At 72.1% G+C, this 20,201-nt stretch carries 19 protein-coding genes; 15 read left to right on the forward strand and 4 right to left on the reverse strand.

Annotated elements, in window-relative coordinates; all coding sequences use genetic code 11:
- Positions 1-2: 2 nt before the first annotated feature.
- From ACFWVC_RS17260 to ssuE, 7 genes are all read left to right on the forward strand, one after another.
- Complete coding sequence (locus ACFWVC_RS17260; protein ID WP_384285818.1) at positions 3-887, forward strand: ABC transporter permease; 885 nt, start codon at positions 3-5, stop codon at positions 885-887.
- Positions 884-1,795 (forward strand): ABC transporter ATP-binding protein, encoded by a 912-nt coding sequence (locus tag ACFWVC_RS17265; RefSeq protein ID WP_384285748.1) that lies wholly within the window; start codon positions 884-886, stop codon positions 1,793-1,795. Before ACFWVC_RS17260 ends, ACFWVC_RS17265 begins: the two co-directional genes overlap by 4 nt.
- Positions 1,792-2,622, forward strand: a complete 831-nt coding sequence (locus ACFWVC_RS17270; protein ID WP_384285751.1) for an ABC transporter ATP-binding protein — start codon at positions 1,792-1,794, stop codon at positions 2,620-2,622. Before ACFWVC_RS17265 ends, ACFWVC_RS17270 begins: the two co-directional genes overlap by 4 nt.
- A gap of 36 nt (positions 2,623-2,658) precedes the next feature.
- A complete protein-coding gene (locus ACFWVC_RS17275) occupies positions 2,659-4,023 on the forward strand; it encodes an NtaA/DmoA family FMN-dependent monooxygenase (RefSeq protein WP_384285755.1) in 1,365 nt (454 codons plus the stop codon).
- 11 nt (positions 4,024-4,034) lie between these two features.
- The gene (locus tag ACFWVC_RS17280; RefSeq protein WP_384285759.1) at positions 4,035-5,069 is read left to right on the forward strand and encodes an LLM class flavin-dependent oxidoreductase; all 1,035 of its coding nucleotides are present in this window, start codon (positions 4,035-4,037) and stop codon (positions 5,067-5,069) included.
- A 1-nt stretch (position 5,070) separates the two neighbouring features.
- Entirely contained in the window at positions 5,071-5,838 is a 768-nt protein-coding gene (locus tag ACFWVC_RS17285) for an alpha/beta hydrolase (protein WP_384285766.1), read from the forward strand.
- 101 nt (positions 5,839-5,939) lie between these two features.
- A complete protein-coding gene (gene ssuE / locus ACFWVC_RS17290) occupies positions 5,940-6,497 on the forward strand; it encodes an NADPH-dependent FMN reductase (RefSeq protein ID WP_384285768.1) in 558 nt (185 codons plus the stop codon).
- 55 nt (positions 6,498-6,552) lie between these two features.
- Here the strand turns inward: ssuE and ACFWVC_RS17295 are convergent, their stop codons facing one another.
- From ACFWVC_RS17295 to ACFWVC_RS17305, 3 genes are read right to left on the reverse strand one after another with little or no spacing between them, the layout of a single operon-like run.
- The gene (locus ACFWVC_RS17295) at positions 6,553-8,619 is read right to left on the reverse strand and encodes an iron ABC transporter permease (protein ID WP_384285773.1); all 2,067 of its coding nucleotides are present in this window, start codon (positions 8,617-8,619) and stop codon (positions 6,553-6,555) included.
- Positions 8,620-8,623: 4 nt separating this feature from the next.
- Entirely contained in the window at positions 8,624-9,598 is a 975-nt protein-coding gene (locus tag ACFWVC_RS17300) for an ABC transporter substrate-binding protein (protein ID WP_384285776.1), read from the reverse strand.
- Positions 9,595-10,467: an ABC transporter ATP-binding protein gene (locus tag ACFWVC_RS17305; protein WP_384285779.1), complete on the reverse strand. Its 873-nt coding sequence runs from the start codon at positions 10,465-10,467 to the stop codon at positions 9,595-9,597. The genes ACFWVC_RS17300 and ACFWVC_RS17305 overlap by 4 nt, the downstream gene beginning before the upstream one ends.
- A gap of 78 nt (positions 10,468-10,545) precedes the next feature.
- On the opposite strand from ACFWVC_RS17305, the gene ACFWVC_RS17310 reads away from it, so the two are divergent.
- The 4 genes from ACFWVC_RS17310 to ACFWVC_RS17325 all read left to right on the forward strand — a co-directional run bounded on the left by ACFWVC_RS17310 (position 10,546) and on the right by ACFWVC_RS17325 (position 13,062).
- Positions 10,546-11,364 (forward strand): siderophore-interacting protein, encoded by an 819-nt coding sequence (locus ACFWVC_RS17310; protein WP_384285783.1) that lies wholly within the window; start codon positions 10,546-10,548, stop codon positions 11,362-11,364.
- A 91-nt stretch (positions 11,365-11,455) separates the two neighbouring features.
- Positions 11,456-12,013, forward strand: a complete 558-nt coding sequence (locus tag ACFWVC_RS17315) for a hypothetical protein (RefSeq protein WP_384285786.1) — start codon at positions 11,456-11,458, stop codon at positions 12,011-12,013.
- An 89-nt stretch (positions 12,014-12,102) separates the two neighbouring features.
- Complete coding sequence (locus ACFWVC_RS17320; protein ID WP_384285789.1) at positions 12,103-12,549, forward strand: hypothetical protein; 447 nt, start codon at positions 12,103-12,105, stop codon at positions 12,547-12,549.
- A gap of 363 nt (positions 12,550-12,912) precedes the next feature.
- Positions 12,913-13,062 carry a hypothetical protein gene (locus ACFWVC_RS17325; protein WP_384285791.1) on the forward strand — a complete coding sequence of 50 codons (150 nt, stop codon included), beginning with the start codon at positions 12,913-12,915 and terminating at the stop codon, positions 13,060-13,062.
- Between the two features lie 22 nt (positions 13,063-13,084).
- Here the strand turns inward: ACFWVC_RS17325 and ACFWVC_RS17330 are convergent, their stop codons facing one another.
- Complete coding sequence (locus ACFWVC_RS17330) at positions 13,085-15,202, reverse strand: SpoIIE family protein phosphatase (protein ID WP_384285794.1); 2,118 nt, start codon at positions 15,200-15,202, stop codon at positions 13,085-13,087.
- Between the two features lie 181 nt (positions 15,203-15,383).
- On the opposite strand from ACFWVC_RS17330, the gene ACFWVC_RS17335 reads away from it, so the two are divergent.
- The 4 genes from ACFWVC_RS17335 (at position 15,384) to ACFWVC_RS17350 (ending at position 19,324) form a co-directional block, all read left to right on the forward strand.
- A complete protein-coding gene (locus ACFWVC_RS17335) occupies positions 15,384-16,271 on the forward strand; it encodes a class I SAM-dependent methyltransferase (protein ID WP_384285796.1) in 888 nt (295 codons plus the stop codon).
- The gene (locus ACFWVC_RS17340) at positions 16,271-16,903 is read left to right on the forward strand and encodes a TetR/AcrR family transcriptional regulator (protein WP_384285798.1); all 633 of its coding nucleotides are present in this window, start codon (positions 16,271-16,273) and stop codon (positions 16,901-16,903) included. The genes ACFWVC_RS17335 and ACFWVC_RS17340 overlap by 1 nt, the downstream gene beginning before the upstream one ends.
- Positions 16,904-16,989: 86 nt before the next feature.
- Complete coding sequence (locus ACFWVC_RS17345; RefSeq protein WP_384285800.1) at positions 16,990-18,072, forward strand: PP2C family protein-serine/threonine phosphatase; 1,083 nt, start codon at positions 16,990-16,992, stop codon at positions 18,070-18,072.
- Between the two features lie 88 nt (positions 18,073-18,160).
- Complete coding sequence (locus ACFWVC_RS17350) at positions 18,161-19,324, forward strand: NUDIX domain-containing protein (RefSeq protein ID WP_384285802.1); 1,164 nt, start codon at positions 18,161-18,163, stop codon at positions 19,322-19,324.
- The last annotated feature ends 877 nt before the right edge of the window (positions 19,325-20,201 follow it).

Raw genomic sequence — 20,201 nt, forward strand, 5'->3', positions numbered from 1 at the left:
CCATGGTGCGCCGCGTCCTCGCTCTCACCTCCGGCCGGATCGCCGTGGCCGTCCTCGCCGTGATCGCAGCTCTGGCGATCCTCGGTCCGGTCCTCGCCCCCGACGATCCCCTGGCCACCGGCGACAACACGCTCGCCGGCGCCTCGTTCGCCCACTGGCTGGGCACGGACTACCTCGGCCGTGACGTGCTGAGCCGCCTTCTCGACGGCTCCCGGATCAGCGTGCTCGGCTCGCTGGAGGTCGCGCTGACCGCCCTGGTGGTCGGTGCGATCCCCGGCATCCTGTCGGTCTACCTCGGCCGGGTCTTCGAGTGGACCACCCTCCGCCTGGCCGACACGCTCGTCGCCCTGCCGTTCCTGCTGTTCGCCGTGGCGGTGATCGCCCTCCTCGGCAACGGCATCACGCAGGCCATGCTCGTCACGGGCGCTCTGGTGTCGCCGCTGTTCTACCGGGTGTCCCGCGCCGCCACCCTCGCCGTGGCCCGCTCGCCATACGTGGAGGCGGCGCTCATCTCCGGCGCCTCCATCGGCTGGGTCGTGCGCCGCCACGTCTGGGTCAAGGTTCTCCCGCCGATCGCGGTCGCTCTCGCCCAGACCATCGGACTCGGCTTCGTCATCGTGTCGAGCCTGACGTTCCTCGGCATCGGCGTCCAGCCACCCGCGCCCACGTGGGGCGGACTGCTCGCCTACGACCTGGGCTACCTCAGCCACCAGCCGTGGGCGCCGCTGGCACCCGCCCTGCTGATCATGGTCACCGTCTGGGCCAGCAACCAGCTCGCCGACGCGATCCGCGACGTCTCGGGCGAGGCGGGCCGCGCTTTGGTCAACAGCCGCAAGGCCCGCGCCAACCGCCTCAACCAGAGCGACGCCGCCGGAGGTGCGCGATGACGACCGTGTCCGAGAACCTCGTCCCCGGACAGGCCCGCAAGGCCACGCCCGGTGTCACGACCGGTGACGCGGCCGGTGACGCGGCCGGCCCGGCGTCGCCAGTGCTGTCCGTCCGCGATGTGCGCATCAGGGACCAGGCCGGCGACCGCGAGATCGTCCGGGGGGTCAGCTTCGAGCTCACCCCCGGCAAGGCGGTCGGCATCGTCGGCGAGTCCGGCAGCGGAAAGACCCTCACCTGCCGCGCAGCGCTGGGCATCCTGCCCCCGCACTTCGAGGTCACCGGCGGGTCGATCGAGATCCTCGGCACCGACATCACGACCCTGACACCCCATCAGTGGACCGACCTGCGGGGTGCCACGATCAGCGCGGTCTTCCAGGACCCCGCCTCCTACCTCAACCCCTCGATCCGGGTGGGCCCCCAGATCGCCGAGGTGATCCGGGCCAAGAAGAAGCTGAAGCGCCGCGAGGCACGCCACCGCGCCATCGAGTTGCTGCAAGCGGTGCAACTGCGCGATCCGGAACGGGTCTACAGCCTCTACGCCCATGAGCTCTCCGGGGGAATGCTCCAGCGGGTCCTGATCGCGGCGGCGATCGCCGCCGACCCGCGGATCCTCATCGCCGACGAGGCCACGACGGCCCTCGACGTCACCGTCCAGGCCGAGATCCTCGACGTCCTCGCCGAACTGCGCGAACGCGCCGGACTGGCCCTCGTCCTGGTCTCCCACGACCTGGCCGTCGTCGCCCAGCTGTGCGACGAGGTCCTCGTGCTGCGCCAGGGCGAGGTGGTCGAACACGGCCCGACGGACGCGGTGCTCCACGACCCGCAGCACGAGTACACCCGACTGCTCATCGCCGAGCACCAGAGTTACGGCCTGGACAAGTTCCTCACACCCGAGGAGGACGTGTGACCACCGAAGATCCCGCAGCGCCCGTTCTGGAGGTCACCGGACTCCAGGTGCACTACGGCCGGCGCCGCCGGGCCCTGGACGGGGTCTCGCTGACCATCGCGCCCGGCGAGACCGTCGGCGTCATCGGCGAGACCGGATCGGGCAAGACCACCTTCGCCCGGGCCGTGCTCGGCCTGGTGCACGCCTCCGCGGGTTCGATCGTCATCGGCGGCGAGGACGTCAGGACCTACAACCGGCGGCAATGGCGGAGCCTGCGCCGGCGCGGCGTCGTCCAGTACGTCTTCCAGGACCCCCTGCGCAGCCTCGACCCGGACGTCACCGTCGAGGAGTCCCTGGCCGAACCGCTGCTCCTGCAAGGGGTTCCCCGCGATGCCGCGGCCGAGCGGGTGCGCGCGTTCCTGCCCCGCGTGCGCCTGGACGAGGAGTTCCTGGACCGGTTGCCCGGGGAGCTCTCCGGCGGCCAGCGCCAGCGGGTCGCGGTCGCCCGGGCGCTGATCACCGACCCGCGGCTGGTCATCCTGGACGAGCCGGTCAGCGCCCTCGACTCGGCCAACCGGGTGCAGATCCTGGAGATCCTCAAGGAGCTGCGTGCCTCCGGCGTGGCCCTGGTCTTCATCTCCCACGACCTCGGCTCGGTGGCCGGCATCTCGGACCGCATCGCCGTGCTCTACCAGGGCGAACTGGTCGAGGTCGGCGCCGCCCGCGACGTCATCAACCACCCCCGGCACCTCTACACGCGCCTGCTCGTCGGCTCCGCGCCCACGCTGCACTCCTCCCCCGCGGACCGTGCCGAACGCGAAGCCCTCCGCGCCCTGCTCAACGCCTGAGCCCCCCACCCCCACCGCAGACAGGAAGAAGCCACCATGTCCCGCAGGATCCACCTCGCGCTCCACCCCTACGGCGTCGGCGGCCCCGGCCAGCACGGCCTGTGGAGGGACGCACGCGTCGCCAACAACGCCAGCATCGACATCAACTACTACATCGCCCAGGCCAAGGCGGCTGAACACGCCCTCTTCGACGCCCTCTTCATCGTCGACAGCCAGTTCATCAACGCCACCTACCCGGCCCACTACCTCAACCGGCTGGAACCGCTCACCCTGCTGTCCGCGGTCGCCACGCACACCCGGCACATCGGCCTGGTCGGCACGGCGAGTTCGACGTACAACTCCCCGTTCAACCTCGCCCGCCGGTTCGCCTCCCTCGACCACATCAGCGGCGGCCGCGCCGGCTGGAACGTCGTGACCAGCTTCGACACCGGCACCTCCCGGAACTTCGGGTTCGAAGAACACCTCGACTACACCACCCGGTACGGCCGCGCGCTGGAGTTCGTCCAGGTGGCCCGCGGACTGTGGGACTCCTACGAGGACGACGCGTTCCCGGCCGACGTGGACCGCAACATCTTCCTCGACCCCGCCAAGCTGCACGCGCTGGACCACGTGGGCGAGCACTTCAAGGTCGCCGGCCCGCTCAACCTCTCGCGGTCGCCGCAGGGCCAGCCCGTCATCTTCCAGGCCGGGGTCTCCGAGGAGGGCCGCGACCTGGCCGCGCAGGTGGCCGAGGGCATCTACGCGCCCGGCGGTTCACTGGAGCAGGCCCACGACTACTACACCGACATCAAGAGGCGCACCGCGTCCTACGGCCGCGACCCCGACCACATCAAGATCTTCATCCACGGCAGTCCGGTCGTCGCCGCCACCGACGAAGCCGCCCGGCGCCGCGAGCGGGAGATCTTCGAGGAGGACAACGACTTCGACCGCAACCTCGCGCTCCTCGGCCGCGCTTTCGGAGCGTACGACTTCAGCGGGCACGACCTGGACGCGCCGTTCCCCGACGTCGCCCACCTCGCCGAGAAGGGCGGCAGGACCGGCGCCGCCCGGATCATCGAGCGGGCCAGGGCCGAGAACCTCACCCTGCGTCAAGTGGCCGACTCGGCGAATGAGTTCCGCACCTCGCCCTTCGTCGGGGCGCCGGAGACCGTCGCCGACACCATCGAGCGGTGGTTCCAGGCCGGCACCTTCGACGGCATCAACCTGGCCTTCCGCACGAACGACGAACTCGGCCTCTTCGTCGACGGCGTCGTCCCGATCCTGCAGAAGCGCGGCCTGTTCCGCACCGAGTACGAGGCCGGCACGCTGCGCGGCAACCTCGGCCTGCCGGTCCCGGCCAACCGCCACACCGAAGAACGCCGGCTCGCGGTCGGCCCTGTCGACGACCTCGTCAACTCCTGAAGGGCCGGCCCATGACCTCCGCGACACCGCGCTTCAGGCTCGGCTTCCTCACCCATGTCCAGAGCCGCGACGACAACCCGGCCCGGACCTACCGCAACGCCCAGGAACTCTTCGTCGCCGCCGACGAACTCGGCTTCGACGTGGGCTGGGTCGCCCAGCACCACGTCCCCGCCGGCGGTGGCGGGCTGTCCTCGCCGTGGACCTTCCTCGCCCACGCCGCGGCGAGGACCACCCGCATCCGGCTCGGCACCGCCATCACCGTCCTCCCCCTGGAGGACCCGGTGCGACTCGCCGAGGACGTCGCCACCGTCGACACGCTCAGTGGCGGCCGCGTCGAGATCGGCGTGGGCAGCGGGTACAACGGCCTGGAGTACGCCGCGTTCGGCAAGGACGTCGCCCGCAAGCGCGAACTGACCAGCGAGCACCTCGACATCCTGCGCCGAGCCCTGGCCGGCGAGGAGGTCCGGGCGCCCGGCTTCCGGATCCAGCCGGCGGCCGGCGACTTCACCGACCGCGTCTGGCAGGGCGTCTTCAGCGCGCAGGGAGCCGCGTACGCCGCGGCGGCCGGCTCGAACCTGCTGCTCAACCGGGCCGCGTACGGATTCGACGCGCCGACCGACACCGTGCAGCGCCCGTGGGCGGACGCCTTCCTCTCCGCCTGGGACCAGCCGCGCCGCCCGCGGATCGGGCTGTCCCGGTTCGTGTTCCCGGCGAAGGACAAGCGCACCGCGCTCCGGCAGATCGGCGACGACGTCCACCGGGCCGCGTTGCGCATGGCGGAAAGCGGCGCCTTCCCCAAGGGCCTGGACGTGGACGAGGCCCTGCGCCGCTTCCACTCGTTCCACGGCGCGCCCGAGGAGATCGTCGCCGCGCTCCGGCAGGAGCGCGTCCTGCCGGTCGCGACCGATCTGATCACCCAGTTCAACCCGGCCGTCCTCGACCACGACGCGGCGCTCCGCGCGCTGGAGCTCATCGCGACGGAGGTCGCTCCCGCCCTGGGCTGGCAGCGCGCCACCGCCACCCGGCCCGAGCCCCTGGGAGTCTGAGATGACCGAGTACACCGACCATCACGCCCCCGAAGGCCTGCGCACGCGCGGCACGATCATCGTGGTGCCCGGCCGCGGAGAGACGCGGGCGACCTACACCCGGTTCGGCAGGCGGCTGGCCGCCGACGCCTATCGCGTCCGTGTGATCGACACGCCGGATGCCGGCGCCGACGAACTGGCGGGCTCAGGAGCCGCGTTCGGCCGGCGCCTCACCGAAGCCGTCGAGGGCACCGCGGCCGAGGACGGCGTCGTCCGGCCCCTCGTCCTGGTGGGAGCCGACTCGGGCGCCCTCGCGATCGCCGCGCACCTGAGCCACGCCGAACCCGCGGGCGTCCGGCCGCCGGACGCCGTCGTCCTGGCGGGACTGCCGGGCCGGGCCGGCAGCGCCCCCGGCACCTGGGAGGACGAGCTGGACGTCCGCACCTCCTGCCCCACGCACCGGGGCACGCTCACGCAGGACCCGCGGGTGCGCCGGGGCTCACTCGGCGACGCCCTGCCGGACGCCCTGCTGACCGCGGCCTACGACAACGAAGCCGCCGTGCCCGCGCTGTTCCTCGTCGGTGACGCCGACCCGCTCGCGGACCGCGACGCACTCGCGCGTGCCGCCAAGTCCCTGCCCCGGGCCCGCCTGACGGTGGTGCGCGGTGCCCACCACGACGTCCTCAACGACCTGCAGCACCGCTCGGTCGCGGCCGAGGTCGTCACGTTCCTGGAGACGCTCCGCGACGACCTGGTGCCCGTGGTCACGGTCGAGTCGAGCGCCTGGTGAACACCGCCGCCCGCACACGGGCGTTGTAGCGCCCGGCCGGCCCGTCCCACCGGCGAAGTGCCCCACCCGGTACGCCCGTACCCCGAACCCGGAAGGTCCGCATGGCCGTCATCCTGTCCGTCTCCGGAAGCCCCTCCGCCACCTCCCGCACCGCACGACTGCTCCGCCACCTCGACGACCGGCTGCGGCTCCAGGGCCACGACGTGGTCTCCCTGGAGGTGCGCACCCTGCCTGCCGGCGCGCTGCTCGGCGCCGACTTCCGCCACCCCGCCATCACCGAGGCCGCGGCCCTGTTCCAGGGTGCCGAGGGCGTGGTCATCGGCACCCCCATCTACAAGGCCGCCTACTCGGGACTGCTGAAGTCGCTGCTCGACCTGCTCCCGCAGTACGCGCTCACCGACAAGACGGTGCTGCCGCTGGCCACGGGCGGCAGCACGGCCCACGTCCTGGCCATCGACTACGCGCTGCGCCCGGTGCTGAGTTCCATGGGCGCCGCGCACATCGTGCCGGGCTGGTTCACGCTCGACAAGGACATCACCGTGGCCGACGACGGCACGCTGACCGTCGCACCGGCCGCCGCCGAGGCCCTGGTTCAGGTCACCGACCGCTTCTCGGCCGCGCTGGGAGGACGTACGACGGTGCTGGCGCCCACGGGATGACCACCGCGCCGGAACGGCCGAGGCGGCGAGCGGGGTGCCCGCCCGCCGCCCGGGCCTACCGCCGGGTCCGCAGCAGCAGCCGCAGGAAGTACGGCGTGCCGATGACGGCCGTCATCAGGCCGGCGCCGAGCTGCGCCGGTGCGATGACCGTGCGGCCGACGATGTCGGCGGTGCAGACGAGCACGGCGCCGAGGAGGATCGCGACCGGTACGACCCGTACGTGCCGGCGGCCCACGAGGGCCCGCGCCGCGTGCGGGGCGACCAGCCCGACGAAGCCGATCGTGCCCGCGGCGGCCACGGCGGTGGCGGTCAGCAGCACGCTCGTCACGAGGAGTCCGAGCCGGGCCCGTCCCGGCCGTAGACCGAGCAGGCGGGGGGTGTCCTCGTCGGTGGACAGGAGGCCCAGTTCGCCGCGCCGCACCACGGCCACCACGACGCCCACGGCGAGGGCGGCCGCGACCGGCAGCGTGTCCGGCAGGGTCCGCCCGTAGGTGGAACCGGACAGCCAGATCAGGGCCTTCGTCGCGTTGAAGGGGTCGGTGAGGACGATGAGCAGGCTGATCAGGGCCGTCGTCGCCGCTGACACACCGACACCGACGAGGACCAGGCGGGTCTGCCGGAAGCCGCCTCGCGCGGCGAGCCCGAAGACGACGACGGCGGTCACCGCGGCGCCCGCGAACGCGGCGCCCGCCACGCTCCACACCCCCGGGGCGGACACCGTCGTCACGAACAGGACGGCGCCGAGCGCGGCTCCGCCCGAGACCCCGAGGATGCCGGGTTCCGCGAGCGGGTTGCGGGTCACGGCCTGCACCAGCGTCCCGGACAGGGCCAGCGCCGCCCCCGCCAGGAGCGCCGCCAGGACCCGCGGCACGCGCGTGTCGAGGACGAAGGAGACGGCCTGACCGGCCCTGCCCTGCGCCCAGTTCGCCACGTCGCCCAGCAGCAGCTTGGAGTCGCCCAGCAGTACGCCGGCGACGGTCACGCCCACGAGGGCGGCGACGAGGACGGCCACGGTCACGAGGAACGCCGCGCGGCCCGGGATGCGCAGCCGCTCCGGCGCGCTCGTCCCGGCGCCCTCCCGGACGCGCAGCGCCATCACGATCAGGAACACCGCGCCGACAAGGCTGGTGACGACGCCGGTGGGCACGGCGACGGCGGCCTGGGCGCTCACCACCGCGCGCAGCAGGACGTCCGCGCCGAGCACCAGGCCCGCGCCGACCAGGCCCGCGACCGGCAGGCCCGCCCGGTTGCGGACCAGCGCCTTGAAGCGCCGGGTGAGGGGCCGTACGAGGGCGGGCGCGCACAGGCCGACGAATCCGATGGGCCCGGCGAGCGTCACGGCCGCGGCCGACAGCAGCGCCGCGAGTACGACCACCGTGATCCGGGTGCCCCGCACGGGCACGCCCAGGCCGCGGGCCGCGTCGTCGCCGAGCGCGAGGGCATCGACACGGCGGGCCGTCAGCAGCAGCCCGGCGAGTCCTGCCACGGCTACGGGCGCCATCTGCATGACGCCGTCGAAGCCGTTCTGGCTGATGCTGCCCTGACTCCACTGGTACAGGCCGTCGGTCTGCTGGGGGAAGAGCAGGATCAGCCCCTCGGTGACGGAGGACAGGCCGAGGGTCAGGGCACTGCCGGCCAGGACCAGGCGCACCGTGCCCGCGCCCAGCCCGGACAGCGACAGGACCACGGCCGCGGCGGCGAGCCCCCCGGCGAAGGCCACGCCGGAGGAGGCGAGCAGGGGGAGCGACGCGCCGGTGACCGTGAGGAGGCCGAGCGCGAGGTAGGAGCCGGCGTTGACGGCGAGTGTGTCGGGCGCGGCGAGCACATTGCGGCTGACGGCCTGAAGGGCCGCTCCGGCCGTGCCCAGTGCGGCGCCGACCAGCAGGCCGGCGGCCATACGGGGCAGGCGTGAGGCGATCACGACGGACGCGTCGGCGGGGTCGGCCCGGCCGATGAGCGCCTTCCACACCTCGGCCGGTCCGACGGATGCCGTGCCCTGGGTGATGTCGACGACCGCGAGGGCCGCGACCAGGAGCACGAGCACGGCCGTCACCGCGGCCGCGCCCGTCCTGGAGGTGACCGCCTGCGGACGGGTGGCGGGGGTCGTTGCGGTGACGGCCATGGCGTTACCTGGTCAGGGCGCCGACGAGGGCGTCGACGTACGCCTCCATCGCCCGCGGGCCGCCGAACATCCAGACGCCGTCGGGCAGCCGGTGCACGTTGCCCTTCTTCACGAAGGGCAGGGACTTCCACACGGCGTTCTTCGCGAGGTCGCCGGCGAACACGTCGCTGGGCTCGCTGTCGCTGCCGATGTACGCGAACTCGACGTCGCCGAGGCCGGTGAGTCCCTCGACGTCGGTGGCGGCCAGGCCGTAGTCCTTGTCCCCCTTCATGGTCCAGGCGTTCTTCAGGCCGAGTGCCTCGTTGACACCGCCGATGAGCGAGCCGCTGGTGTAGGGGCGCACGGAGACCTGGTTGGAGGCGACCCAGCCGTCGGCGAACGCGATCCTCGTCCCGTTCAGGCCGGCGTCCGCGAGGGCCTTGGCGCCCTCGGCGACCTTGGTGTCGAAGGCCTTCTTCGCCTGGTCCGCGCGTGTCGTGGTACCGGTCGCCTCGGCGATGAGGTAGAGGTTCTCCTTCATCTGCCCGACCGGGTCCGCCGAGTTCGCGGAGCGGACCTCCAGGACCGGGGCGATCTTCCGCAGCTGCTTGACGGCGGACGCCTGCAGGTCGGTGGTGGCGACGATCAGGTCCGGGGAGAGCGAGGCGATGGTGTCCATGCTGGGCTCACCACGGGTGCCGATGTCCTTGGGCGTGTTCTTGAGCGGGGCCGCGGTGTCCCACGTCGTGTAGCCCTTGACGTCGGCGACGCCGACCGGGTCCACCCCGAGCGTCACAAGGCTCTCCACGACGTTCCATTCGGTGCCGACGACCTTCTTGGCGGGCCCGGCGAGCGTGACCTTCGCACCGGTCGCGTCCGTGAGGGTGATGCCCTCCGCGGCCTTGCCGGTTCCGGCGGCCGCGGGCTCGGTGGTTCCGCAGCCGGCGAGGGCGACGGCAGCAGCGGCGGCGGCGGCGATGACGATCAGTGGGCGTCTCATGAGGTGGTACTGAGCCTTTCGGGTCGTGCGTGGTGGCGGCCGACGGCGCGGGTGCGCAGCAGGCCGGTCAGGGGGTCGATGTCGACATCGACCCGGATGCCGTAGGTGGCGGTGAGGCGTTCCGGTGTCAGCACGTCCTCGGGACGGCCCTCCGCGACGATCCGGCCCGCGCACAGCAGCGCGATCCGGTCGGCGACGGCGGCCGCCTGGTCCAGGTCGTGCAGGACGACCCCGACGGCGATGCCGTGGCTGTCGGCCAGGTCCCGGATCAGGTCCAGGAGTTCGACCTGGTAGCGCAGATCGAGGTAGGTGGTGGGTTCGTCCAGCAGGAGCACGCCGGTCTGCTGGGCGAGGCAGCTCGCCAGCCAGACCCGCTGGAGCTGGCCGCCGGAAAGCTGCTCGGCCCCGCGGCCGGCCAGGTCCTCGACACCGGTCATGGCCAGCGCTCGCCGCACCGCCGCCGCGCCGTCCGGGTCGGGACGGCCCCAGCGCCCCCGGTGGGGGTAGCGGCCGAACTCCACGAGGTCCCGTACGGTCAGACCGCCGGGGGTGGGACGCCCTTGCGTCAGCAGCGCCACCGTGCGGGAGAACTCACGGGCCGTCAGGGCGAGCCCGTCCAGGGTGTTCCCGTCCGCCGTGCCGATCGTCAGCGTGGCACTGCGGGCCCGCTGGAGGCGTGCCACAGTGCGCAGAAGCGTCGACTTTCCGCTGCCGTTGGGACCCACCAGGGCGGTCACCTCACCGGGCCGGAGCGTGATCGCCGCGTCGTGCACGACGTCGACTCCGTCGTACGACACGGTCACGTCCCGCGCCGCCAGTCGGTGACCGCGCACGTCGGGCGCCGCGGCCGTCTCTTCACCAGAACTCACAAACGAAGGTTAGCCTAACCTAAGTGGCACCCCGACCACCCCCCGAGCAGCCCACTAAACTTAGGCTAACCTTCCCTCATGGCGAAGATCCCACGGCTGATGCCGCAGAACCCCCGACTGTTCCGCGCCGAGGTGGTCCGCACCGAGCGGATCTCCCCCTCCATGCAGCGCGTGACCGTGACGGGCGCGGACCTCGCCGAGTTCTCGTGGATGGGCTACGACCACTGGTTCCGCCTCTTCATGCAACTCCCCCACCAGGCCACGCTGCGGCTGCCGGAGTTCACCGGCGACCGGTGGTGGCAGCCCTACCTGGCCATGCCCGAGGACGAGCGACCGCACTGCGCGAACTACACCGTGGCCGGCCACCGCCCCGGGACCGCCGAGATGGACATCGACTTCGTCGTCCACCGCGGCCCCACCGGCGAACTCGAAGGCCGCGCCGCGATCTGGGCCTGCGCCGCCCGCCCCGGCGACGGACTGGCGGTGCTCGACCAGGGCCTCATGTTCGACCGTCCGCAGGACGCGTCCGAGGTCCTCGTCGTCGCCGACGAGAGCGGGCTGCCCGCCACCACGGGCATTGCGCGCTCCCTCCCCCGCGACACCGTCGGCCGGCTCATCCAGGAGGTCCCCAGCGAGGGCGACCGGCGCGAGTTGGACGCCCCCGCCGCGATGACCGTCACCTGGGTCGTCCGCGACGGCGCGCACGCCGTACCCGGTCAGGCCGCGCTCGGCGAACTCCGCAGGCACACCACCGTCGACACCGCCGCCTACGCCTTCATCGTCGGCGAATCCGGCCTCTCCACCAAGGGCCGCAGACACCTGCACCGCGCCGGCCTCCCCAAGGACCGCATCACCTTCTCGGGCTTCTGGAAGCACGAGGCGCGCCGGCCCGCCTGACGGGCACCCGCTGAGGTGGTGTTTCAAGCGGAAAGCTGAGGGCAGGGGTCGGACGAGGGGGGTTCCCGGAGTTGCAAGGGAGTCCGGCCCCATGTCGACAGAGACACTTCTGGCGATCATCATTCCGATCGTGGTGGTGCTTGCCATCATCGCGGTGGCAGCAGCGCTGATCGTGCGCCGCCGGCGGTTGCGCCGGCAGTTCGGCCCCGAGTACGAACGGACCGTGGAGGGTACCGGCAGCCGCAGGGAGGCCGAGCGGGACCTCAACGCCCGCGCGAAGCGGCACGACTCCCTGGACATCAAGCCGCTGCAGAGCGGCGTCCGCGACCGCTATGCGCGGGACTGGACCGGCGTCCAGGAGGAGTTCGTGGACCGTCCCGAGGATGCCGTCCACGATGCGGACAGTCTGGTGACCTCCCTCATGCACGAGCGCGGCTACCCGACCGAGGACTTCGACCAGCAGCTCAAGGACCTCTCGGTGGAGCACGGCCACACGCTGGAGCACTACCGTGAAGCCCACCAGGTCAACGCCCTCAGCACCCGGCATCAGGCCACCACCGAGCAACTGCGCGGTGCCATGGTGCACTACCGCGCCCTGTTCGACGAACTCCTCACCGACGGCGGCGAATCCCGCCACGTCCGGGCCTGACCAGGGTTCCGGTCCACTACGCCGCCACCACTACAAGAGGCGGAGGAACGATGGAACGCGACCGCGCACGACACTCCCGCGAGAGCGCCTTGACCACTGAGGAACTCGCCAAACCGCGCGAACAGTTCGAAATGCCCCCCGACCGGTCGGACACGGCGACCCGGGCCCCCGCGTACCCCGGCGAGGGCACCCCCGCGGGCCGCAAGCCGTCCGAACCCCCGGCGGAGACAGCCGGCGCCCCCATGGAGAACACCTCCGTGGACCAGGCTCCGCAACTGCTGAGTTCGCAGGACGAGGAGAGCTTCCGCGCCCGCTGGCAGGAGATCCAGAGCCAGTTCGTCGACGACCCCCGGGATGCCGTTCACACCGCCGACGCCCTGGTCGCCGATGTCATGCAGAAGCTCGCGGCGACGTTCGCCCACCACAAGCAGGAGTTGGAGGGGCAGTGGGACCGGGGCGAACAGGTGAACACCGAGGACTTGCGTACGGCCCTGCGGCAGTACCGCTCGTTCTTCAACCGCCTGCTCACCACCTGAGCCCTGCCTTCCGGGCCCCGCGCACGCCGTGCGCGGGGCCTTTTGCGGTGCGGCCGGCCACCCGGCCGACGACCCTCCGCCCGGTACTCAGGGCCGGCTGAGTACGTCGACGGGTACGGGACCGGCTGCCGGCTCCCTAACCTCACTGTCGTGACTGCGACTTCATCCCGTCCCAGACGCAGAAGCGCCTGGAAGTGCCTGGCCGTCATCGCGGCCGGCTACGGTCTGCTCCTCGCCGGAATGTCCCTGTCAGCGGCCGCCTCCGTCGGCGACCGGACATGCACGGGGATCGATTGGACCTGCGCCCTCAGCCCGCGCGAAACGGGGCTCATGTCCATGATCGTTCTCAGTCCGGTCTTTGCCGTGGCACTTCTCACCTCGACGTGGGTGCTGTGGTACTCGGTGACGAGGCTCGAGAGCACATCGGTTTGGCTCATCGGGACGATCGCGGCTCTCGTCGGCGCGGTCGCCGGCATCGCGCTCTTCTGGGTCCTCGTCCTGGCCGGCGGCTGAATCGCCCACTGGAACCCGATCGCTATCCGGTGACGCGGGCGACGAGGAGCGCGATGTCATCGGTGCCGGGGGTGGTCCGCAGGGCGTGGTCCACGAGGGCGTCGGCGAGGTCGTCCAGGCTTTCGTCGCCGGCCGCGACGAGGCAGTGCGCGAGGTCGGCGGTGCTGTGCTCGATGTCGAGTCCCGGCGCTTCGACCAGGCCGTCGGTGTAGAGGACCAGCACGGTTCCCACCGAGAGCGGGATCTGCGTCATGGGGTAGTCGCCGTCCGGGGCGACACCGAGCAGGAGTCCGGGCGGCATGTGCAGGATCTCGGTGCGGCCGTCGGGGTGGCGGATCAAGGGCGGGGGGTGTCCCGCGGTGGCCAGGCGCGCGCGGTGTCGCCCGAGGTCGAGGTGGGCGTACAGGCAGCTGGTGAACAGCCCCCGGTTGAGGTCGGCCAGAAGCCTGTTGGTGCGGGTGAGGACCCTGCTCGGAGAGGTGTGCGCGGTGGCGTGGGCGTGGACGGCGGTGCGGACCTGCCCCATGAGGGTGGCGGCCTGGACGTTGTGGCCCTGGACGTCGCCGATGGTGACGGCGGCACAGGTGGAGCCGCAGTGGATGAGGTCGTAGAAGTCCCCGCCGGTGTCCTGGCCGTGGCCGGCGGGACGATAACGTGCGACGACCTCCAGGCCGGGGACCTGCGGGAGTTCCTGGGGAAGCAGGCCTGTCTGCAGCGTGCGGGCGAGGTGGCGCGTGGCGTCGTAGAGGTGGGCACGGTCCAGTGCCTGCCCGATCAGCCCGGCCAGCGAGGTGAGGATGGCCCGTTCCGCCAGGGGGAAGGGCCGCGGGCGGTCGTAGGACAGGGCGAGCAGTCCGATGGGCCGGCCGGAGGCGATCAGGGGGAGGAACGCCCAGGCGTCCCGGTCGCGGTAGCGGGGGGCCTCGGGATAGGCGCGCTGGAAATCGCCGAAGCTGGTGAAGAACCTGGGGGTCGCCGTGGCCATGGCCTGGGTGGGCGGGGTGGGGGCGCTCAATGGGATGCCCTCGAACCGGGCCATGAACTCGTCCGTGTACCCGCGGTGGGCGGCGACGTGCAGGCGGCCCTCCTCGGCCGTCAGCAGGGCCAGCCCCTGGGCCTCGAAGGCGGGGACGAGTTGGACCGCGACCTGGTCGACCACATCCTTGACCTCGACGGCCTCGCTCAAGGTGGCGGCCAGATGCATCAGTTGGTAGAGCGTCGACGCGCCCATGGGGCCCTGCGTGCGTGCCGGTTCCGCCCGGGGCCCCCTGGCCATGGCCTCGGCGGCCGGTGCGATCCGGACACTGATGCCGGAGGCCGCGGGCTGCAGCTGAAAGGCCAGCCGCCGGTCCGGGGGCCGCGTGGCGATGAAACCGGTGGGCTGACGGCTGATCACAGCGGCCCGGTGGCGTTCCTCGAAAGTGGGGTCGTCGAGCCACGGCAGCCGCTCCCAGGGACGGGAGCCGAGCAGGTCCGCGATCCCGTCGCCCAGGAGGTCGGCGGCCGCGCTGTTGAGGAACGTGATCCTGCCGTCCAGGTCCAGCGACGCGCATCCGGTCGGAAGACGCTCGGCGAAGTCGAACGCGGCCACCGCTTCGGCCGGGTCCGGGGTGCGGGTGCGGACGGCCGGCAGCGTCAACGGCTCGGCACCGGGCAGCAGCGGCTGACCACGGCAGGCCGCCTGGTCCAGCAGGCGGCCCGCCCGGCGGCAGAACGTGGCGATCGTCTCGCGCTCGCCGGGACTCAGCTGCGGTGGATGCCAGACCGGCCACACCATGCAGATGGCACCCCACACCGAGTCCCCGGTGGTGAGGGGCGCGGCGCCCAGGAGGATGTCGTACGGGGCCATGAGCCCGATCCGGGGGTAGCGGCGGGCCAGCTCGGTCGGGCTGTTCACCCACACCAGGCGCCGCTCGCGCACCGCTTCCGCCACCGGCGCCCGGTCGCCCACCCCGACCCGTACCCAGGGGGCGGCGATGCGCCGGGACGTTCCGGATAGGGCCAGCAAATGCAGGACCCGCTCCCCCGGCGGCAGGACGTAGAGCATGCCCACGGAGGCGTCGGTGTCCCGCCCCAGACGGCCGAAGAGCCCGACGAGGGGTCCCAGGCCCGTGGCGGTCCGCACGTCGTCGCGGTGCACCGGCCTCACCCCCGGCCCCGCGTCGAAGCGGCCCGCCGGGGCGCGCCATGCCGCCTGTCACCCATAAACGGACCATACGTCCGACCAGCGGTCGCGGCACCCACACCGGGAGGCGCGCTCCGAGGCCGGGGATGGACGGCCGAGTGATAAAAAATGGACGTCCATTCATTACGATGACGGCATGCAGAACTCACCCAGCCGGACCGCGCAGCACGTCGCGCTCTTTCGCGCACTGGAGTCGGTGCGCCGGGGACCGCGCCTGTTCACCGATCCCTACGCGGCGTCCTCCCTCGGCACGGGCTATCGCCTGGCCGTCGCGCTCGCCCGGCGCACGGGGCTGACGAACGTCCTCGAGCGCCGCATCGACACAAGCTGGCCCGCCGGCCCCCGCGCGTCGGCCGTGGTCCGCACCCGGCTGATCGACGACCTGGTGCGGGACGCCTTCGCCCACGGCGCCCGGCAGCTGGTGCTGCTGGGCGCCGGATACGACAGCCGCGCCTTCCGCCTGGAGGCGGCACGGAACGCCACCGTGTTCGAGGTCGACCACCCGGCGACCCAGACGGTGAAGCGCGAACTGGTCACCGCGTGGAACCGGACCACGACCGGCCGCCCCCGCGAGGACATCCACTTCGTGCCCGCCGACCTGATGCACCAGGACCTGGGCGAAGTCCTGCGTGGTGCCGGCCTCCGGGACGATCCCGCGGTGGTCGTGTGGGAGGGCGTCACGAACTACCTCGACGCGCCTTCGGTGCACACCACCCTCACCGCGCTCGCCTCCACGACGGCGCCGGGCAGCAGGATCGTCTTCACATACATGGACCGGCGCGCACTGGACGGCACGGGCGACTTCGCCGGCGTGGAGGCCTGGGCGGACGCCGTCCGGTCGGCGGGCGAACCGTTCACCTTCGGATTCCTCCCCGACGAGCTCCCCGGCTACCTCGCCGCGCGTGGGCTCGCTCTCACCCTCGACCTGTCGGCACGGGACGCCGCCGCCCGCTACCTGGAGCCGCTGGGGCGCCGCGAGCCGGCCGCCCCCTTCTACCGGATCGCCCAGGCGGAGGTGAAGTGATGCCCAAGGTCAGCGAGGAACACCTGCGGACCCGGCGCGCCGAGATCCTCGCCGCCGCCGCCCGCTGTTTCGCCCGCGCGGGCTTCCACCGCACCACCATCCAGGACATCGCGAAGGAGTCAGGACTCAGCGCGGGCCTGATCTACCGTTACTTCGCCGACAAGGACGCCATGGTCGTCGCCATCGCGGACCAGTGGCACGACCGCCAGACCCGCCAACTGCACCTGGACGACCCCGGCGACGACCGCACGCCCAACGCCCTCGGCCGCGTCGCCGCCGGATATCTGGACCTCCTGCGCTCGCTCGCCGACCCGGCCGAACGGGAGCGTGTGCAACTCGGCGTCCAGATCTGGGCGGAGGCGCTGCGCGCCCCCGAGGTCCACACGGTGGCGCGCCAAGGCGTGGACCTCCCCCGTGGCGTCATCACCGGCCTCGTCCACGCCGCCCAGGAACGCGGCGACCTGCCGCCGGCTCTGCCGGCCGACGGACTCGCGCGCGTCTTCATCGCCGTCTACCAGGGCCTGGCGCTGCAGACCGCGTGGGATCCCGAACTCGACAACGCGGCCTTTGTGGACGCGGTCCGGGGTCTCCTGGAAACGCTGACACCCGGTTTCACGGAGTCCGGGACCTGAGTGCGCGGACCGCGGCCCCGGCGCGCCCGGGAATCGGATCGCGCATCCCTTACGATCCGCCCATGCACGCTTTGAGGCGATTTCGGATGCATTGGGGTCTCTACGGGCGGCGGGACCCCGTGCTCCTGTCCCCGGTGGCCTTGACCGTGGTGATCGGCCTCCTGGCAGTGCTCACCCCGCAGGACGTTCCCTTCTCCCGGCTGCTGCCGGCAGCGCCCGCACTCGCCGCGTCGCTCTGGTCGGTCAGGGCGACCCTGACCCTGGGCGTCGTCTGCCTGCTCCCGGTCATCGGCTTCGCCCTCGCCTTCTCCGACATGTCCGCCTTCTACACCGCGGGCGCGATCGCCGCCGTCACCCTCGCGGCCGCCTACGCCAGCCACCTGCGCCTCCAGCGCGAACACACCCTCGCCCAGGTCCGGGCCGTCGCCGACGCCACCCAGGAAGTCCTCCTTCGACCCGTGCCCGGCCGGATCCGGAACCTGGAGATCGCGACCCTCTACCTCGCGGCGGCACCGCACGCCCGCATCGGCGGCGACTTCTACGCGGTCGCGGACACCGCACACGGACTGCGCATCATCCTCGGTGACGTCCGCGGCAAGGGCCTGCCCGCGGTCGGCGTCTCGGCCGCCGTCCTCGGCTCCTTCCACGAGGCCGCCTACGAGACGCCCGACCTGGGCCGGCTCGCGCAGCGGCTCGACACCTCCATCACGCGCTACAACGCCGACGTCCCCGCCGCCGACGGCCCGGAGCGTTTCGCCACCGCCGTCATCGTCGAGATCCCGCCCACCGGCGACCGGGCCTCCGTACTCAGCTGCGGGCACCCCCCGGCCCTGCTGGTCCACCAGGGCGCCACCAGGACCGTCGACCCGGCCGACCCCTCACCGCCGATCAATCTCGCCGCGCTCATCGGCTCCGGCTACCACGTCGACCAGGTCCCCTTCACCCCCGGCGACCTGCTCCTTCTCTACACCGACGGCGTCACGGAAACCCGCGACGACAAAGGCGACTTCTTCCCCCTCACCGCCTGGACCCGCGAGACGGACACCACCTCCCCCTCCGCCCTCCTCGAACGGCTCCACCAAGCCCTCCTCCGCCACAGCGACCGCAACCTCAACGACGACATCGCCTGCGTCGCGATCCGCAACGTCCCCCAACAGGGGCCCGCTTGAACGGTCCCGCCAAGCGGCACCATGGACGGGCTGCCGGAGTCCCCCGGACCATGGGCCTGTCCACCTTCGACGGATCGGAGGCGCCCCCTTGGATTCCGAGCAGACCGACCTCGCCGCCTGGACGGCGTACGGCGACCACCACATCCGCAGGCGAACCGATGTCCCCGACGCCGACCGCCTGGCATGGGGGTTCTGGCCGAGCGGCCCAGGCGACGAGATTCTGGGCGACGTCGCCGGCCGCCGCGTCCTGGACCTCGGCTCGGGCACGGGCAGGCACGCGGCGTACCTCGCCCGTGAACGAGGTGCCCTGGTCGACGCCGTTGACGCCTCCCCCTCGCAACACCAGCGTGCCACCGAGCGGTACGGCCACCAGCCGGGCCTGAATCTGATTTTCTCCGACGCCGTCGAGCACCTTCGGCGAGCCGAGCCGTACGAGGTCATCTACTCGATCCACGGGGCCGCCTACATCGACCCCCTCCGTCTCGTACCCGCCCTCGCCGCGGCACTCGCGCCCGGCGGACGCCTGGTCCTCTCCGTCCTGCACACCAACTCGGAGGGCCACGGGCCCTCGAGGACCGTCGTCGCGCGGCCCGAGATCCTGCCCCTGGCCGACGGCGGCCGGCTCACCGTCCGGATGTGGGTGCTCGCCCCCGCCCTCTGGACGAGCCTGCTCGCCGCGCACGGACTCGTCGTCGACCAGGTGGACACCCTTACAGCCCCGGAGGAGGGCAACCCGCTCACCTGCTCCCTCCTCCAGATCCGCCGGCGCGCCCAGGTCACCAGCCGGCCGCGCACCGGTCGGCCTGCCGGGCCGAACGCGGCGATCGGGGTGGGCGCCATCCTCCACGGCCCACGAGGGCTGCTCCTCGGCCTCCACGACGGGGACACACGCGAACTGCCCGGCGGCAAAGTGGATCCAGGTGAGTCGCTGCAGCACGCCGTCGTGCGGGAGCTCGCCGAAGAGACCGGCTGTACGGCCCGCGAGAAGGACGTGGTCCTCCTGGGGACGCTCCTCGACCGCGTCGGCGACATGCCCCGGGTGACTGTCGCCGCAGTCGTCACCGCGTGGGACGGCGAACCCGCGGACCAGGCGGACGAGCGGGTCGGCGACTGGCAGTGGTTCCCTCTCGACCGGCTCCCCGACGGCCTGTTCATCCCCAGCGCCCAAGTACTGACCGCGTGGCGTCCCGACCTGCCGATCGAGCACCCGCCCGCCCACTACACACCCTTCGCGGCGCCGGGACAGTGCTGACAGCCGCCCGACCCCACGCTGCGCCCGGAGGCGAATCCCTGACCACGCAGATCTTGACCATGCACGGCCATCCCCAGCAGCAGCTCACCGACAATGCCCCGGCGGCCCCGTAGGAGGAGTTGTTCGCACTGCTGAGCGCGCTGCCAGGAGTCCGCAGCGGCCAGTCGGCCATCTCCGTACCGGGCGCCCGCGGACTCATGCTCCCGGTTCCGCCCACGGCTGGGCGGTGACTCATCCGCTCGCGGGATCCGGCTCACCCCGGGCATGGTGCTGGTCCACGGTCCGCGCGACAAGGCCGAACTCGACGTCGTCGCCATCGTCACCACCAGCGGCGAAGGGGCTCCCGCACGTCGCACCACAACAGGAATATAGAATTCCGGTCCGGTTGTACGGAGCACGGATCCCAAACCCCAAAAGGCGAACGGCGACACTAGCCACACCACTCCCCGGTGCGGCGACGTTTCAATTCCCCAGCCGCATCGCAAATGACCAAGGCAGTAATGCCGGTCAATACTCCCGCACGTCGCACCATAGGGAATAGCCGGTCGGAAGCGGGGCACTCGGGGAGGAGTGGCCACTACACGCGGCGGCGGATCCCCCGTGACCTGGCCACCGTCGGCGGCGCGGCGCCCGGCCGGAAATCGGGTGATGCGCGCGTCAAGACCCTTCATGGTGCGACCTGTCACACCTGGCGCCATTAAATCCACGGCGACTCTCCGGATTCCGGACACATTCGTGCCGCGCTCACCGCAGAACGCAAATCGGTAGCCTCTTTGTGCCTTTACAGCGTTGACATGGACACAAGATCTCTCCGCTAATGGACACCCGGCGACCGCTGAAGTTCGCCCGTTACACCTTCATGCGTCGATGTTTCATG

It is taken from the genome of Streptomyces sp. NPDC058691, from assembly GCF_042714775.1.
Taxonomy (GTDB): domain Bacteria; phylum Actinomycetota; class Actinomycetes; order Streptomycetales; family Streptomycetaceae; genus Actinacidiphila.